This window comes from Pseudomonas sp. Ag1, assembly GCF_000278565.1.
Lineage (GTDB): Bacteria > Pseudomonadota > Gammaproteobacteria > Pseudomonadales > Pseudomonadaceae > Aquipseudomonas.
Window position 1 is genome coordinate 44,956 of record NZ_AKVH01000099.1, and the last position, 15,575, is coordinate 60,530.

Annotated in this window: 17 protein-coding genes; 10 read left to right on the forward strand and 7 right to left on the reverse strand. The window is 61.9% G+C overall.

Going from position 1 to position 15,575, the window contains the following annotated elements:
* The first annotated feature begins 307 nt into the window (after positions 1 to 307).
* On the forward strand, positions 308 to 1,033 hold the full coding sequence (locus A462_RS16020; RefSeq protein WP_008435295.1) for a response regulator: 726 nt from the start codon (positions 308 to 310) through the stop codon (positions 1,031 to 1,033).
* On the forward strand, positions 1,030 to 2,640 hold the full coding sequence (locus A462_RS16015) for an ATP-binding protein (protein ID WP_008435298.1): 1,611 nt from the start codon (positions 1,030 to 1,032) through the stop codon (positions 2,638 to 2,640). The genes A462_RS16020 and A462_RS16015 overlap by 4 nt, the downstream gene beginning before the upstream one ends.
* Here A462_RS16015 and A462_RS16010 read toward each other — a convergent pair.
* A complete protein-coding gene (locus tag A462_RS16010; protein ID WP_008435301.1) occupies positions 2,637 to 3,353 on the reverse strand; it encodes a 4'-phosphopantetheinyl transferase family protein in 717 nt (238 codons plus the stop codon). The genes A462_RS16015 and A462_RS16010 overlap by 4 nt on opposite strands.
* 180 nt (positions 3,354 to 3,533) lie before the next feature.
* On the opposite strand from A462_RS16010, the gene A462_RS16005 reads away from it, so the two are divergent.
* The 3 genes from A462_RS16005 to A462_RS15995 are packed head-to-tail and all read left to right on the forward strand — an operon-like array spanning position 3,534 to position 5,881.
* On the forward strand, positions 3,534 to 3,842 hold the full coding sequence (locus tag A462_RS16005) for a hypothetical protein (protein WP_003214230.1): 309 nt from the start codon (positions 3,534 to 3,536) through the stop codon (positions 3,840 to 3,842).
* An 18-nt stretch (positions 3,843 to 3,860) separates the two neighbouring features.
* Positions 3,861 to 4,538 carry a response regulator transcription factor gene (locus tag A462_RS16000; protein ID WP_003214228.1) on the forward strand — a complete coding sequence of 226 codons (678 nt, stop codon included), beginning with the start codon at positions 3,861 to 3,863 and terminating at the stop codon, positions 4,536 to 4,538.
* Positions 4,535 to 5,881 carry an ATP-binding protein gene (locus A462_RS15995; protein WP_008435304.1) on the forward strand — a complete coding sequence of 449 codons (1,347 nt, stop codon included), beginning with the start codon at positions 4,535 to 4,537 and terminating at the stop codon, positions 5,879 to 5,881. The genes A462_RS16000 and A462_RS15995 overlap by 4 nt, the downstream gene beginning before the upstream one ends.
* Positions 5,882 to 6,010: 129 nt before the next feature.
* Here A462_RS15995 and A462_RS15990 read toward each other — a convergent pair whose 3' ends face one another.
* Entirely contained in the window at positions 6,011 to 7,009 is a 999-nt protein-coding gene (locus A462_RS15990; RefSeq protein ID WP_003214223.1) for an AraC family transcriptional regulator, read from the reverse strand.
* Positions 7,010 to 7,346: 337 nt separating this feature from the next.
* Between A462_RS15990 and A462_RS15985 the strand changes: the two genes are divergently transcribed.
* Together A462_RS15985 and A462_RS15980 are read left to right on the forward strand one after the other, a co-directional pair.
* Entirely contained in the window at positions 7,347 to 8,681 is a 1,335-nt protein-coding gene (locus A462_RS15985; RefSeq protein WP_008435307.1) for a dicarboxylate/amino acid:cation symporter, read from the forward strand.
* A gap of 149 nt (positions 8,682 to 8,830) precedes the next feature.
* Positions 8,831 to 10,012, forward strand: a complete 1,182-nt coding sequence (locus A462_RS15980) for a CaiB/BaiF CoA transferase family protein (protein WP_008435317.1) — start codon at positions 8,831 to 8,833, stop codon at positions 10,010 to 10,012.
* Positions 10,013 to 10,135: 123 nt separating this feature from the next.
* On the opposite strand, the gene A462_RS15975 is transcribed toward A462_RS15980, so the two are convergent.
* Positions 10,136 to 10,630, reverse strand: coding sequence for a SprT family zinc-dependent metalloprotease (locus A462_RS15975; RefSeq protein WP_004371405.1), 495 nt, complete (start codon positions 10,628 to 10,630; stop codon positions 10,136 to 10,138).
* Between the two features lie 128 nt (positions 10,631 to 10,758).
* A complete protein-coding gene (locus A462_RS15970) occupies positions 10,759 to 11,361 on the reverse strand; it encodes a Yip1 family protein (protein WP_004371402.1) in 603 nt (200 codons plus the stop codon).
* Positions 11,362 to 11,723: 362 nt separating this feature from the next.
* On the opposite strand from A462_RS15970, the gene ttcA reads away from it, so the two are divergent.
* The gene (gene ttcA / locus A462_RS15965; protein ID WP_008435321.1) at positions 11,724 to 12,548 is read left to right on the forward strand and encodes a tRNA 2-thiocytidine(32) synthetase TtcA; all 825 of its coding nucleotides are present in this window, start codon (positions 11,724 to 11,726) and stop codon (positions 12,546 to 12,548) included.
* Between the two features lie 67 nt (positions 12,549 to 12,615).
* Positions 12,616 to 13,287 carry a DNA-3-methyladenine glycosylase I gene (locus A462_RS15960; protein ID WP_004371396.1) on the forward strand — a complete coding sequence of 224 codons (672 nt, stop codon included), beginning with the start codon at positions 12,616 to 12,618 and terminating at the stop codon, positions 13,285 to 13,287.
* Between the two features lie 107 nt (positions 13,288 to 13,394).
* Here the strand turns inward: A462_RS15960 and A462_RS15955 are convergent, their stop codons facing one another.
* The 3 genes from A462_RS15955 to arsC are packed head-to-tail and all read right to left on the reverse strand — an operon-like array spanning position 13,395 to position 14,762.
* On the reverse strand, positions 13,395 to 13,814 hold the full coding sequence (locus A462_RS15955) for a DUF2069 domain-containing protein (protein ID WP_004371393.1): 420 nt from the start codon (positions 13,812 to 13,814) through the stop codon (positions 13,395 to 13,397).
* A complete protein-coding gene (gene wrbA / locus A462_RS15950; RefSeq protein ID WP_004371390.1) occupies positions 13,798 to 14,412 on the reverse strand; it encodes an NAD(P)H:quinone oxidoreductase in 615 nt (204 codons plus the stop codon). Before wrbA ends, A462_RS15955 begins: the two co-directional genes overlap by 17 nt.
* A complete protein-coding gene (gene arsC / locus A462_RS15945) occupies positions 14,409 to 14,762 on the reverse strand; it encodes an arsenate reductase (glutaredoxin) (protein WP_008435325.1) in 354 nt (117 codons plus the stop codon). The genes wrbA and arsC overlap by 4 nt, the downstream gene beginning before the upstream one ends.
* A 115-nt stretch (positions 14,763 to 14,877) precedes the next feature.
* On the opposite strand from arsC, the gene A462_RS15940 reads away from it, so the two are divergent.
* Positions 14,878 to 15,339, forward strand: a complete 462-nt coding sequence (locus A462_RS15940; RefSeq protein ID WP_008435326.1) for a TlpA disulfide reductase family protein — start codon at positions 14,878 to 14,880, stop codon at positions 15,337 to 15,339.
* The last annotated feature ends 236 nt before the right edge of the window (positions 15,340 to 15,575 follow it).

Genomic DNA, 15,575 nt, shown 5'->3' on the forward strand with positions numbered 1-15,575 from the left:
TGCTGCATTGCGCCGTTTGTCACCGAATATTCCGAGGTAAAAACAACCGGTTGGATTTTTGCGGGCGCGAACCCTATCACAAAAAAACACGATGTCCGAACGCATTTGCGCGCTTGTGGCAGAGGGCCGGCCCGTTGCTACAATCGGCGGTTATCCATACAGTTTATGCCTCGCCTACATGACAACTGTAGGAGCGGGCTTGCCCGCGAAGGACGTCAACGATGACGCTGGAAACCTGAATAAACGCGGCGCCCTCGAGTTTTCTCGGGCAAACCCGCCCCTACAATAATTAGAACCGAGGTAACGCATGGAGCAAGAAGCCTGGCAGGTATTGATTGTCGAGGACGACGAGCGACTGGCCGAGTTGACCCGTGACTACCTGGAGAGCAACGGCTTGCGGGTGTCGGTGGAAGGCAATGGCGCCCTCGCGGCGGCGCGGATCATCGCCGAGCAGCCGGACCTGGTGATCCTCGACCTGATGTTGCCCGGTGAAGACGGCCTGAGCATTTGCCGCAAGGTGCGCGAGCGCTACGACGGGGTGATCCTGATGCTGACCGCGCGCACCGACGACATGGACCAGGTGCTGGGCCTGGACATGGGCGCCGACGATTACGTGTGCAAACCCGTGCGTCCACGCCTGCTGCTGGCACGCATCCAGGCCCTGCTGCGGCGCAGCGAAAGCGTCGAGCCGGCACTCCCCGAAAAACAGCGGCGCCTGCAATTCGGCCCGCTGGTGGTGGACAACGCCCTGCGTGAAGCCTGGCTGCACGAAGGCGGCATCGAACTGACCAGCGCCGAATTCGACCTGCTGTGGTTGCTGGTGGCGAATGCCGGGCGGATCCTGTCCCGGGAAGAAATCTTCACCGCCTTGCGCGGTATTGGCTATGACGGCCAGGACCGCTCCATCGACGTGCGCATCTCGCGCATCCGCCCGAAAATCGGCGACGACCCGATCCACCCACGCCTGATCAAGACCATTCGCAGCAAAGGCTACCTGTTCGTCCCCGAAGCTGCGGCTGACCTGACGCCGTGAACTCAATCTTCCTGCGCATCTACGGCGGCATGTGCGCGGCGCTGATTCTGGTGGCGTTGCTCGGCGTACTGGCCTTGCACCTGCTCAATGAAGTGCGCAGCGGCCAGTACCGCGAGCGCCTGGCCCACGGCACCTTCGCGCTGATGGGCGACAACCTGCAACCCATGAGTGCCATCGAGCGCCGCCGTGCCCTGGCAGTGTGGGAGCGCTTGCTGGGTATCCCGCTGCAATTGCAGACCGTGGCCGAGGCGCACCTGGACCTGACCCAGCGTACCCGTCTGCAACGCGGCCAGGTGTTGGTGGAGCAAACCGGGCCTCATGCGGCCAGGGTACTGCGCTTGGTCAGTGACCAGGAGCAACTGTTGCTGACCGGTGAGGTGCAGCAAATCAGCGAACAATTGGCCCGCGCGACGATTTACCTGCTGGCCGATGAGCTGGTGCGTTTCCCGGTGGCGGAGCAACCGCAGAAACTCGCAGACCTGAAGGAAGCCAAGGGCTTTGGTTTCGAGATGCACCTGGTGATGCTCAATCAGGCCGATATGGACGAAGACCAGCGCCGCCGCGTGTCCGAAGGCGATACCGTGATGGCCCTGGGCAAGGGTGGGGATTCGATCCGGGTATTTGCCGGCATGGTCGGCACGCCGTGGGTCCTGGAAATCGGCCCGCTGTATCAGATGAATCCGTACCCGGCGCAATGGCTGATCCTGATTGCGCTGATCAGCCTGACCTTGATCGGCTTGATCGTCTATTTATTGGTGCGCCAGCTGGAGCGGCGCTTGAGTGGCCTGGAAGCCGCCGCCACGCGCATCGCCAAAGGCAGCCTGGAAGTGCGGGTGCCGGCCCGCGGCGCCGATTCGGTGGGGCGCCTAGCGGCAGCGTTCAATGGCATGGCCGAGCACCTGCAACGCCTGTTGGCGATCCAGCGCGAACTGGTGCGGGCGGTGTCCCACGAACTGCGCACGCCGGTGGCGCGCCTGCGGTTCGGCCTGGAGATGATCGGCGACGCGGCCACGCCTGAAGCGCGGCGCAAGTATATGGAGGGCATGGACAGCGACATCCAGGACCTTGATGGCCTGGTGGACGAAATGCTCACCTACGCGCGGCTGGAACAGGGGGCGCCGGCACTGAATTTCCAGCGGGTCGACCTCAATGCGTTGCTGGATCAGGTGATTGATGAACTGTCACCGCTGCGCCCGGAAATCAACGTGGCGCGGGGCATCTGCCTGTCCTCGGCACATTGGGACGATGCATGGGTGGAGGCCGAGCCGCGCTACCTGCACCGTGCCCTGCAAAACCTGGTGAGCAACGCCATGCGCCACGCCCAGGGGCAGGTGCTGATCAGTTACCAGGTGGGCCAGGTGCGTTGCCGCATCGACGTGGAAGACGACGGGCCGGGCGTACCGGAAAGTGCCTGGGAGCGGATTTTCACGCCGTTCCTGCGCCTGGATGACAGCCGGACCCGCGCGTCGGGTGGGCACGGCCTGGGGTTATCCATTGTGCGGCGGATCATCTATTGGCACGGTGGCCGGGCGTTGATCAGCAAGAGCAACAATCTGGGTGGCGCGTGTTTCAGCCTGAGTTGGCCACGGGATCAGGAGAAGGTCTAGGCCTGGACGGCCACCAGGCTCAACAACTGCCCGCCATCCACCGCAAACTGCGCCTCCAGCTCCTTGCCATGGCACCACTCTGCGGACAGGTCCGTCAGCAACCGCAGCCGCGCATGGCCGGTATCCGACCACTCCAGCAACTCGGCATGCTCAAAATAAAAGCGCTTCTGCACGATCGGGTAGAGCGCCTTGAACAGGCTCTCTTTCGCCGAAAACGTCAGCGTCACCAGTTGTGCAACCTGCTCCCGCGGCCCGGCGGCCATGCGCAGCATTTCATCCGGAGTGAGAATTTCCCCGGCCAGGCGTTCCGCCCGCTCCAGGGGCAGCAGGTTCTCCAGGTCCATCCCCAGCCCGCGCCACTGTGACTTGTGGGCGACGATGGCCGCTGCATGGCCGGTGCTGTGGGTGATCGAACCACTGATGTGCGCGGGCCAGACCGGCGCGCGGTCCTCGCCGATCGCCGGTACGCAATCCAGCCCGTCCAGCTGTTGCAGGGCCGCGCGGGCGCACAGGCGACCGGCCAGGAACTCCGCCTGCCGCTTGGCCACCGAACGCTGGATGCTCGCGGGTGGCGGCACGGCGCTGCGCTGGAAATCGCCGATGGCCAGCAGGGCCGGGTCAAAACGGGTGCTCAGCAAGACCGTGCCGGGCAAGGCATCGGGCAACGGCCAATGGGCGTCAAGTGGGGTGCAGCAGGCGGGTAGGGAATTCATGCCGGGTATTTTGCCGAGTTGCAGGGCCGCTGGATAGCCTGCGGCCGGGCATACGTAAATAACTCTTTACACAGTAGCCGGCCTCGGTTCAGCCCAGGTTCAGAGAGTGTTCAGGGGGAGTTCAGGGGCGTCTGCGTAGTCTGGCCCCGTACCCAAAGCCCAAGCGTATGAGGTAGCACCATGACTGCGATCAAGAAGCTGATGTTGGCCTTAACCATGCTCAGCGCCACCGCTGGCGTCCAGGCCTCTGATTCGAGTTTCGCGGGTTTCTCCAAGGAGAAGAGCAAAAAGCCCTACAGCCTTCTCCAGCGGGTGAGCTTTGAGGATGCCGGTGAACAGGCGGCCCCATGGGGCCAGTCCCTGGGCCAGCACACCCCGCAGTCAGACTATCGCGTGGGCAACGAAAACCTGTCAGGTCACTTCAACGGCAGTAAATTGCGCCAGCAAGACCTGCAGGGCCGCTATGATATACCCCAGTTGGAAAGTTGATTTGCCTTGGAGAGCTTTATGAAATTGCTGGTTGTCGAAGATGAGGCGTTGCTGCGCCATCACCTGTTGACCCGCCTTACCGACAGCGGTCACGTGGTCGAGGCCGTCGCCAATGCCGAAGAGGCGCTGTACCAGACCGGGCAATTCAACCACGACCTGGCGATCATCGATTTGGGCCTGCCCGGCATGGGCGGCCTGGACCTGATCCGCCAATTGCGCGCCCAGGCCAAGACCTTCCCGATCCTGATCCTGACCGCCCGTGGCAACTGGCAGGACAAGGTTGAAGGCCTGGCAGCAGGTGCCGACGACTACGTGGTCAAGCCGTTCCAGTTCGAAGAGCTGGAAGCGCGGATGAACGCACTGTTGCGCCGCTCCAGCGGTTTCACCCAATCCACCATCGTCGCCGGGCCGTTGCTGCTGGACCTCAATCGCAAGCAGGCGTCCCTCGACGAACAGCCGCTGGCGCTGACCGCCTACGAATACCGCATCCTCGAATACCTGATGCGGCATCACCAGCAAGTGGTCGCCAAGGACCGCCTGATGGAACAGCTCTACCCCGATGACGACGAGCGTGATCCGAACGTGATCGAAGTGCTGGTGGGCCGCCTGCGCCGCAAGCTGGAAGGCCCGGCGGGTTTCAAGCCGATCGACACCGTGCGTGGCCTGGGCTACCTGTTCAATGAGCGCTGCCGTTGATTCGCTCGCTACGTGTACGTTTGATGCTCGCGGCCACCACCCTGGCCGTGCTGTTTATGCTGGCCTTGTTGCCGGCCATGCAGGGCGCCTTCAGCCTGGCCCTGCAGGACTCCATCGAGCAGCGCCTGGCGTCGGATGTCACCACGCTGATTTCGGCTGCCCGGGTTGAAAACAATCGCCTGCTGATGCCCGCGCAGCTGCCGGACGAGCGTTTCAACCTCACCGACAGCCGCCTGCTGGGCTACATCTATGACCGCGAAGGCCATTTGGTCTGGCGGTCGCGCGCCACCCAGGAAGAAAACATCAACTACAAGCCGCGCTATGACGGGCGCGGCAACGAGTTTGCTCGGATCCGCGAGGCCAACGGCCAGGAATTTTTTGTCTATGACGTCGAGGTCAAGCTGCTGGGCGGCAAGAGCGCGGCGTTCAGTATCGTCGCCCTGCAACCGGTGCGTGAATACCAACTGACCCTCGAAGGCCTGCGGGAAAACCTCTACCTGGGCTTCGGCGCCGCCTTGCTGGTGCTGCTGACCCTGTTGTGGCTGGGCCTGACCTGGGGCCTGCAGGCGCTGCGCCGGCTGAGCCAGGAACTGGATGAAATCGAAGGCGGTACCCGGGAAAGCCTCAGCGAGCAACACCCGCGCGAGCTGCTGCGCCTGACCGGCTCCCTGAACCGGTTGCTCCACAGCGAGCGGGAGCAACGCACCCGTTACCGCGATTCCCTGGATGACCTGGCCCACAGCCTGAAAACCCCGTTGGCGGTGTTGCAAGGCGTGAGTGAAGACATGGCCCAGCGCCCCGAAGATCGGGACCAGGCCTGGGTACTGCAATCGCAGATCGAGCGCATGAGCCAGCAGATCAGCTACCAATTGCAGCGCGCCAGCCTGCGTAAAAGCGGCCTGGTGCGCCACCAGGTGCGGCTGGAGCCGGTGCTGCAAAGCCTGTGCGACACGCTGGACAAGGTTTATCGCGATAAGGGCGTGAAGGTCGCCTTTGAACTGCCGGACGAATGCGACGTGCCGATCGAGAAGGGCGCCTTGCTGGAACTGCTCGGCAACCTGCTGGAGAACGCCTATCGCCTGTGCCTGAGCGAAGTGCGCATCACCTTGCAGGAAAGCCTGGAGGGCACCGAGTTGTGCATCGAAGACGATGGCCCCGGCGTGCCGCCGGACCAGCGTGCGCGCATCCTGCAGCGGGGCGAGCGGCTCGACCGCCAGCATCCGGGGCAGGGGATTGGCCTGGCGGTGGTCAAGGACATCATTGAAAGCTATGGCGCCCGGCTGACCCTTGGGGATTCACCGCTGGGTGGGGCTGCGTTCAAGATCCACTTCCCGGCTGTTTGATCTTTATTGACTGTGCCGGCCTCTTCGCGAGCAAGCCCGCTCCCACATTCGATGGCATTCCCAAGGTGGAACTCGGTCAAATGTGGGAGCGGGCTTGCTCGCGAAGAGGCCAGTCGCATCAATACACACCTAGGTTTCTTGTGCTCTATAGGCCCCCGGCGTCAGCCCGGTCCACTTCTTGAACGCCCGATGAAACGCCGACGGTTCGGAAAACCCCAGCTGCTCGGCGATCTCCTGCAACGACAAATCCGCCCGCCCCAAATGATAGATCGCAATGTCCCGGCGCAACTCATCCTTGAGCGCCTGAAAGCTGGTGCCTTCCTCCCGCAAATGCCGACGCAGGGTCTGCGGGCTGATATGCAGGTGCTGGGCGACGGCTTCGAGGTCGGGCCAGGGCGTGCGGTCGCGGCTCAATAGGCGGCGCAACTGGCTGCTCAGGCTGTCGCCTTCATCCGGCCGCGACAGCAGGTCGGCCGGGGAGCGTTCGAGGAAATGCTTGAGGGTGCGCTCGTCCTGCAACAACGGCAGGCTCAGGTAGCGGCTGGGGAACACCAGGCTGCTGGTGGGCGCCGCGAATACCTGTGGGCAGGGGAACAGCAAGTCGTACTCACCGGCGTGGGGCGGCGTCGGGTAGCTGAAGGTGGCCTGGTGCAGGCGGATGCGCTGGCCAATCAGCCAACTGCCGAGTCGATGCCAGATCACCAGCAGGCATTCGCTGAGGAAGTGATCCGGGTCCCAGAGTTGCGAATCGTCCAGGCTCAGGCGGGCCATTTCCCCTTCACGTGTCAGACGCCAGCGCGGACCCTGCGGGAATAGGCTATAAAATAATAAGCCGCGTTCCAGAGCCTTCTCCAGGGTGCGGCAGTGAATCAGCGCGTGGCACATCATGGCGAAGGTGCCGCGCTTGCTCGGGCCTTCGGCGAAGCCCAGGTATTCGTCATCCAGCGCCAGCCACAGCATTTGCAACAACTGGGTGAATTGCTCGGGGGCGATGCGGGCGCGGGGCTCGCTCAGCAGTTCCGCAGTGATGCCGACCTGCTGCAGCAGGCCCGAATAATCGTAGCCGGCCCGGCGAGCACCGCCGAGAGCGGCTCGGGCGTAGTGACTGGCGATGGTTCGTTCACGCATGAGGGGCCTCGTCCATTGAGTGGCGGATGTTAGCCACCCCGGGCGGGTGCAACAAGGCGGATATCCGCCAAATTGTAGGACGAGATCAGGCGAGCAGGCGGAAATCCGCCACTGTCTGTAGGCATAACCTTAAGCTGGAAATCGCCCGAGCGCTGATGTCTAAAGGCCTTCAGGGAGTTTCAGCAGAAGTGGCACGACGCTTGCGATACAGAGCGCAGGGAGACCGCCTCGAGCAGGCTCTCAAACAACAAATCCCTCCAGTGCAGGAGGGTTCGCAATTCAAGTGTCGTGGGCAATGGCGGATATTTGCCACACGGGACGATTGAGGAACTTTGCAATGACGACTCGTCAGCCACTGTACAAATCCCTGTATTTCCAGGTGATCGTTGCAATCGTTATCGGTATTTTGCTCGGTCACTTCTACCCGCAGACCGGCGTGGCCCTCAAGCCACTGGGTGACGGCTTTATCAAGCTGATCAAAATGGTCATCGCCCCGATCATCTTCTGCACCGTTGTCAGCGGCATCGCTGGCATGCAAAGCATGAAATCGGTCGGCAAGACCGGCGGCTACGCGCTGCTGTACTTCGAAATCGTCTCCACCATCGCCCTGCTGATCGGCCTGGTCGTGGTCAACGTCGTGCAACCGGGCGCCGGCATGCATATCGACGTGGCTACCCTGGACGCCTCCAAAGTCGCGGCCTACGTGACTGCCGGTGCCGACCAGAGCATCGTTGGCTTCCTGCTGAACGTGATCCCGAACACCATCGTTGGCGCGTTCGCTACCGGTGACATCCTGCAAGTGCTGATGTTCTCGGTGATCTTCGGTTTCGCCCTGCACCGCCTGGGTGCCTACGGCAAGCCGGTGCTGGACTTCATCGATCGTTTCGCCCACGTGATGTTCAACATCATCAACATGATCATGAAGCTCGCGCCACTCGGTGCCCTGGGCGCCATGGCGTTCACCATCGGTGCCTACGGCGTAGGTTCGCTGGTGCAGCTCGGTCAGCTGATGATCTGCTTCTACATCACCTGCATCCTGTTCGTGGTGCTGGTATTGGGCGCCATCTGCCGCGCACACGGCTTCAGCGTCCTGAAACTGATCCGCTACATCCGTGAAGAACTGCTGATCGTACTGGGTACTTCCTCGTCCGAATCCGCACTGCCACGCATGCTGATCAAGATGGAACGCCTTGGCGCCAAGAAGTCGGTAGTCGGCCTGGTTATACCGACTGGCTACTCCTTCAACCTGGACGGTACTTCGATCTACCTGACCATGGCTGCCGTGTTCATCGCCCAGGCGACTGACACCCACATGGACATCACCCACCAGATCACCCTGTTGCTGGTACTGCTGCTGTCGTCCAAGGGCGCTGCTGGCGTGACCGGTAGTGGCTTCATCGTACTGGCCGCTACCCTGTCGGCTGTTGGCCACCTGCCGGTTGCCGGCCTGGCGCTGATCCTGGGTATCGACCGCTTCATGTCCGAAGCCCGCGCACTGACCAACCTGGTTGGCAACGCTGTTGCAACCCTGGTTGTGGCCAAGTGGGTCAAGGAACTGGACGAAGACAAGCTGAAAGTCGAACTGGCTTCCGGTGGTCGCGGTATCTCCGACACCCGTGAAGAAGACGACCTGGGCGTGGCCGAAGGCCCGGCTCCAACCGCCGTCAAGTAAGGCTGCAGCGTTTGTGAAAAACCCATCTTCGGATGGGTTTTTTTATGCCTTCGGGAAGCATCAGTCACTTCGGATGATGGTTTATGTGATTGCCGCCGACCGCCGGGTTTGCCTACTCTGTGGCCAATCGAATCGGAATCGGAGTCCGCATGTCAGGTCCCTTGGCGTCCCTCAAAGTACTGGATTTCTCCACCTTGCTGCCGGGGCCGTTCGCCTCGTTGCTGCTGGCCGACATGGGCGCCGAGGTGTTGCGCATCGAATCCCCCACGCGCATGGACCTGCTGCGAGTACTGCCGCCCCATGACCAGGGCGTGTCGGCCAGCCATGCCTATCTGAACCGCAACAAACGCAGCCTGGCCCTGGACCTCAAGCAGGCCGAGGCGGTGGCGATCGTGCGGCAACTGGTGGCGGACTACGACATCGTCCTCGAGCAGTTCCGGCCCGGGGTCATGGAGCGCCTGGGCCTGGGTTACGAGGCGTTGAAGGCGATCAACCCAAAGCTGATCTACGTCTCCATCACCGGCTACGGCCAGACCGGCCCCTACAAGGATCGCGCCGGCCATGACATCAATTATCTGGCCCTGGCAGGCATTGCCAGCTACACCGGGCGCCAGGACAGCGGGCCGTTGCCCTTGGGTGTGCAGTTGGCGGATGTGGGGGGCGGCTCGTTGCACGCGGTGATCGGTTTGCTGGCGGCGGTGATTGCCCGGCAGCACAGTGGGGTGGGGCAATACCTGGACGTGAGCATGACCGACTGCGCCTTCAGCCTGAATGCCATGGCCGGCGCCGGTTACCTGGCGTGCGGCGTGGAGCCGGCGTGGGAGAATCAGGTGCTCAATGGCGGCAGTTTCTATGACTATTACCGATCGCGGGAAGGACGCTGGTTGTCGGTGGGCAGTCTGGAGCCGGCGTTTATGCAGCAGCTGTGTACGGCGCTTGGCCGCCCTGAATTGGCGGCAATGGGCCTATCGCCCAAACCCGAGCAGCAGAAAGCCCTCAAGCTGGCGCTGCAGGTCGAGTTCGAGAAACGCAGCTTTGATGAGCTGTGTGAGCTGTTTGCCGGGATTGATGCGTGTGTCGAGCCGGTGCTGAATCTGAGCGAGGCCGTTGAACACCCGCAGTTGAAAGCCCGGGGGCTGGTCAGCCAGGTGCCGCGGGGCGATGGTTCCAGCCAGGCGCAAATCGCCTGCCCGCTGAAGTTTTCCGAGGGCTTGCCGGCGGCCAGGCACATAGGCGCGGCGGTGGGCGCTCACAGCGATGAGGTGTTGGCGGAGTTGGGATTCAGTGCTCAGCAGATAGATGATCTGCGGCGTGCCAAGGTAGTTCAGTAGCGCCTGGGCCGGCCCCTTCGCGAGCAAGCCCGCTCCCACATTCAACCGAGTTCCATCGTTGGAATGCGATCAAATGTGGGAGCGGGCTTGCTCGCGAAGGGGCCCTTAAATCCACCACAAACCTCACTCGACGCGGGTTTCCCCGGTAAACACCAAAGTCTGCCGGCACCTGCGGCACAAATACCGCCGCCCCTGGCCCACCAACCCGTGACGCTGGGGCGAAAACGGGAAGTCACTGTCGGCACACGGACAGCGGTAGATATACCGCGTCACGCGCCGCCGCTGGATTTCATAGGTGTGGCAGCGGTCCGGCGGCAGTTCGTAAACCCCACGCATGATCAACTGCCATTCCTCGCCATGGGGCTGGATGCGCTCGCCGAACAATTGGTGGGCAATCAGGTGCGCCACTTCATGGGCGACTGTCTGTTTAAGGAAGTGTTGGCTGTTTTCACGGTAGAGCTGCGGGTTGAAGCGCAGCAGGTTCTCGTGCAAATGCGCGACACCGGCCTTCTGGCCCCGCAGCTTGAGGCTGACCTGGGGGCGTTTGAAGCTTCGTTTGAAAAAGGATTCGGCTTGCAGGAAACAATCTTCGACGCGGGTATTGAGTTGCTCGGGCATGCTGTACATATCTCCAGAGACGTCCAGTATGCCGCAAACAAGGGTGTATCCGAATCTGTCAGGCGCCGAATGGTCATGCATAACGCACAAAGCCACCTTGCGGTGGCTTTTCCTGCGGGTAAACCGCGTCAGTTGGTGTAGATCGGGCCTACGCCCAGCCCCCAGACGATCACGGTAAAGGCCATGATCGCCACCAGCACCACCAGGCCTACCGCCAGTACCGAGCTGGAAAACAGGAAGCCCTCGTCCGGGTGGATGTTCATGAAGGTCGGCAGCCCCACGTACAGCAGATACACCGTGTAGCAAATGGCCGCCGTGCCCACCACCATGCCCAGCCACATATGCGGGTACAGCGCCGCCAGCCCGCCGATAAACAGCGGTGTCGCGGTGTAGGTGGCAAACGCCACGCAGCGCGCCATGCTGGGGTTGGCGTCATAGGTGCGGGCCATCCAGTGAATGAACGCGCCCATCACCGCCACGCCGCCGAGCATCGCCGCGTAGGACATGAGGGTCATCCACAACGCGCTTTCCACCGTCAGCATCACCGGGGCGCGGCTGCCGATGACCCAACCCACCTGAGTGGTACCGATAAAGGCTGAGACAGCGGGGATGGCCGCGAGAATCAGCGTGTGGGTGAGGTACATGTGGCCGATGCTTTCTTCTTTATCGCCACGAATTTCCCGCCATTCCTGATCGGGGTGGGTGAAAAGTCCCACGACGTGATGGATCATGCCAGTCACTCCTGTCGTTATTACCATCGCCCCCCAGCGGAGCGCCCACGGGCCAATAGGCCTGAAAGGTCTGGATATATGTGCGACCTTATGTCGCAGTATAGGAAGTGATGACCGGAAAAAGTGTGGGGCTTTAGAGCAAATTGCGCTGTAAACATTGGGCTTAATCGCGGCGGGGTCTGTTGATTGGAATGCGGTCAACTGAGGGAGCGGGCTTGCTCGCGAATGCGGTGGGTCAGCTAAACACCTGGCGAATGACACTTCGCGTTCGCGAGCAAGCCCGCTCCCACATTGGAACTCGGTCGTCCATCCCGGTAAAATACCCGGCTTTTCGTCACACACCTTTCGCGGATCCAAGCGCCATGGGCACTCTTACGGTCAACCAGAACAAACTGCAAAAACGCCTGCGTCGCCTGGCCGGCGAGGCAGTCGCCGATTTCAATATGATCGAAGAGGGCGACAAGGTCATGGTCTGCCTGTCCGGCGGCAAGGACAGCTACACGATGCTCGACGTGCTGATGCACCTGCAAAAGGTCGCGCCGATCAAGTTCGACATCGTTGCCGTGAACATGGACCAGAAGCAGCCGGGTTTTCCCGAGCATGTGCTGCCGGCCTACCTCAAGGAATTGGGGATCGAGTACCACATCGTCGAGAAAGACACCTATTCGGTGGTCAAGGAGCTGGTCCCGGAAGGCAAGACCACCTGCTCGCTGTGCTCGCGCCTGCGCCGTGGCACGCTCTATACGTTTGCCGACGAAATCGGCGCGACCAAGATGGCTCTGGGTCATCACCGCGATGACATCGTCGAAACCTTCTTCCTCAACATGTTCTTCAACGGCAGCCTCAAGGCCATGCCGCCCAAGCTGCGGGCCGATGACGGGCGCAACGTGGTGATCCGCCCACTGGCGTACTGCCATGAGAAGGACATCCAGGCCTACTCCGACCTCAAGCAATTCCCGATCATCCCGTGCAACCTCTGCGGCTCCCAGGAAAACCTGCAGCGCCAGGTGGTCAAGGACATGCTCCAGGATTGGGACCGCAAGACCCCGGGCCGCGTCGACAGCATCTTCCGCAGCTTGCAGAACGTGCAGCCGTCGCAGTTGGCTGACCGTAACCTGTTCGACTTCACCAGCCTGCGTATCGACGAAAGTGCGGCGTCGCGCTTCGTCAACGTAGTGAACCTCTGAGTGTTTTCACCGCTCTGACAGACGGCGCTCCTGGGCGCCGTTTTCATTTCAATCCTTAGGAGAGGGCATGCGCGATTACAAGTGGCTGCACGAATATTGTCTGAACCGGTTTGGTTCGGCGGCCGAGCTGGAAGCCCACCTGCCTGTGCCCCTGACCCCGGCGAAACTGCGCAAGATCAGCGATGACCGCTACCTGTCGACCCTGTCGCTGCGGGTGTTTCGTGCCGGCCTGAAGCACAGCGTGGTGGACGCCAAGTGGCCGGCCTTCGAGCAGGTGTTCTTTGGGTTTGACCCGGAAAAAGTCGTGCTCATGGGCGCCGAGCACCTGGAGCGGCTGATGCAGGATACGCGCATCATCCGTCACCTGGGCAAGCTCAAGAGCGTGCCGCGCAATGCGCAGATGATTCTGGATATCGAGAAGGAAAAAGGCAGCTTTGGCGGGTTTATTGCCGACTGGCCGGTGACCGATATCGTCGGCCTGTGGAAGTACCTGAGCAAGCACGGCCACCAGTTGGGCGGGCTGTCGGCGCCACGCTTTTTGCGGATGGTGGGCAAGGACACGTTCGTGCCGAGCTATGACGTGGTGGCGGCGCTGAATGCGCAGAAGATCGTCGACAAGGTGCCCACCAGCCTGCGGGACCTGGCCACGGTGCAGGGCGCATTCAACCAGTGGCATGCCGAGAGCGGGCGGCCGATGTGCCAGTTGTCGATGATGCTGGCTTACACCGTGAATCATTGATACCGGGTTGATGCCATCGCAGGCAAGCCAGCTCCCACACTTGGAATGCATTCCTCTGTGGGAGCTGGCTTGCCTGCGATAGCGGCAGGTCAGGCACTACAAAAGCATCAGGCAGGCAATCCTTCCCCCGCCAACCGCCGATTCAGCTGATGCCGGTACCGCACATACATCAACGCCGTGCAGAACACCGCCAGGCTCGCCAGCATTTCCAGCACACCAAACCACTGCCGGTTCGGGTCATACGCCGCCAGCGCACCCTTGATGAAGTACAAGTTCACCACAAAGCACATCCATGAATGCCCGCGCGCGCTGCCCAGGATCATCCCCGGCGCCAGCAACAGCAGCGGCACCAATTCGATCAGCAGAATCACCCACGGCCGCGCGCCATGCAGATCGGCGAACACCAGGTAGTAGGCACACAGCAGCCCCACCAATCCCAGGAACGCCAGCAGGCTCAACGCCCGCATCGCCTTGACCCGTGGCTCCAGCCAGGCCTGGGGCGGCAGTACCTTAGGCTTCCTGGCCACGGCCGTTCTCCAGTAGCGCAGCGGTCTTCGCCAGGCGCAGGCCGAGAGCGCGGCACAGGGCGATCTCGTGTTGATCCAGCGCACGCTTGCCGTCGGCCCCGGAATGGTGGCTGGCGCCATAAGGCGTACCGCCGCCCTTGGTGTCGAGCAGCGCCTGTTCACTGTAGGGCAGTCCGGTGATCAGCATGCCGTGGTGCAGCAGCGGCAGCAGCATCGACATCAGCGTGGTCTCCTGGCCGCCGTGCAGGCTGGCGGTGGAGGTGAACACACCTGCCGGCTTGCCGACCAGGGCGCCGGTCAGCCACAGGTTGCTGGTGCCGTCGAGAAAGTACTTGAGCGGCGCGGCCATGTTGCCGAAACGGGTCGGGCTGCCCAGCGCCAGGCCTGCGCAGTTCTTCAGGTCGTCGAGGCTGCAGTACAGCGGGCCGTCGACCGGAATGTCCGGCGCCACGGCCTCGCATTCACTGGAGATGGCCGGCACGGTGCGCAGCCGCGCCTCAAGCCCGGCTTGCTCGATGCCCCGGGCAATCTGCCGGGCCATTTCGCTGACTGAACCGTTGCGGCTGTAATACAACACCAGCACATACGGCGCACTCACGAAACCAGCTCCAGGATGTTCTCCGGTGGGCGGCCGATCACGGCCTTGTCGGCGGTGGCGAGGATCGGGCGCTCCATCAGTTTCGGATGAGCGGCGATGGCAGCGATCAACTGTGCTTCGCTGAGGCTGGTGTCACCCAGGTTGAGGGTTTTATATTCGTCCTCGCCGGTACGCAGCAGTTGCCGCGCGCTGATGTTCAGCTTGCCCAGCAGGGCCTGCAATTGCGCGGCGTCGAGCGGGGTTTCCAGGTAGCGCACCACCGTCGGTGTGAGGCCACGGGCTTCCAGCAGTTCGAGCGCACCGCGGGATTTCGAGCAGCGCGGGTTGTGATAAAGCGTCAGATCGGTCATGTGCGGGTCGCATCTTGCGTAAGGTGGCGGGTATTCTACCCGCGCTGCGCCGCGTCCTTAAACCATGAGAGGCGATAGGCCGCAGCCAACGTTCATTTTTACGAAGGATTACCCCATGACGAGGCGACTGTTAGGCGCATTGGCAATCATCGGCACACTGCTGCTCAGCGGCTGTGGCAATGATTATGGCGTTGACCAATATGGTCAGAAAGTGGCCGCCGAGCGCCTGGACAAGCAATGGCTGGTGGTTAACTACTGGGCCGAATGGTGTGGCCCGTGCCGTACCGAAATCCCGGAACTCAACGCCTTGGCCGAACAGCTCAAGGGCCAGTCGGTGGGGGTGTTCGGGGTGAATTTCGACAACGTCCAGGGTGAAGAGCTCAAGAGCGCCAGCGAGAAGCTGGGCATCAAGTTCACCGTACTGGCGCAGAACCCGGACGGGATCTTCGACATTCCCCGCAGTGAAGCCCTGCCGGTGACCTACATCATTGATGACAAGGGCAAGGTGCGCGAGCAACTGATGGGTGAGCAGACGGCGGAAGGGGTGTTGGCCAAGCTCAGGGCGTTGCGCGGATAAAAAATGTGGGAGCGGGCTTGCTCGCGAATGCGGTGTGACAGTCACCGGATRYATCGACTGATCCACCGCTTTCGCGAGCAAGCCCGCTCCCACATTGGCCCTTCAGTGTCTGAAAAATCGGGCGTCCGCTTCATACTTTTTTCGTCTCGCATCAACACTTTCTATATATTTTCAATCTGCAATACAACTCGTTAGCCTGCGCAAGCCGGACGCGTCTCCCTGTCGCCGTCCGGCCA

Coding starts and splice junctions, on each gene's coding strand:
- A462_RS16020 (WP_008435295.1), top strand. CDS start 308: ATGGAGCAAGAAGCCTGGCAGGTATTGATTGTCGAGGACGACGAGCGA.
- A462_RS16010 (WP_008435301.1), bottom strand. CDS start 3,353: ATGAATTCCCTACCCGCCTGCTGCACCCCACTTGACGCCCATTGGCCG.
- A462_RS16005 (WP_003214230.1), top strand. CDS start 3,534: ATGACTGCGATCAAGAAGCTGATGTTGGCCTTAACCATGCTCAGCGCC.
- A462_RS16000 (WP_003214228.1), top strand. CDS start 3,861: ATGAAATTGCTGGTTGTCGAAGATGAGGCGTTGCTGCGCCATCACCTG.
- A462_RS15990 (WP_003214223.1), bottom strand. CDS start 7,009: ATGCGTGAACGAACCATCGCCAGTCACTACGCCCGAGCCGCTCTCGGC.
- A462_RS15985 (WP_008435307.1), top strand. CDS start 7,347: ATGACGACTCGTCAGCCACTGTACAAATCCCTGTATTTCCAGGTGATC.
- A462_RS15980 (WP_008435317.1), top strand. CDS start 8,831: ATGTCAGGTCCCTTGGCGTCCCTCAAAGTACTGGATTTCTCCACCTTG.
- A462_RS15975 (WP_004371405.1), bottom strand. CDS start 10,630: ATGCCCGAGCAACTCAATACCCGCGTCGAAGATTGTTTCCTGCAAGCC.
- A462_RS15970 (WP_004371402.1), bottom strand. CDS start 11,361: ATGATCCATCACGTCGTGGGACTTTTCACCCACCCCGATCAGGAATGG.
- ttcA (WP_008435321.1), top strand. CDS start 11,724: ATGGGCACTCTTACGGTCAACCAGAACAAACTGCAAAAACGCCTGCGT.
- A462_RS15960 (WP_004371396.1), top strand. CDS start 12,616: ATGCGCGATTACAAGTGGCTGCACGAATATTGTCTGAACCGGTTTGGT.
- arsC (WP_008435325.1), bottom strand. CDS start 14,762: ATGACCGATCTGACGCTTTATCACAACCCGCGCTGCTCGAAATCCCGC.
- A462_RS15940 (WP_008435326.1), top strand. CDS start 14,878: ATGACGAGGCGACTGTTAGGCGCATTGGCAATCATCGGCACACTGCTG.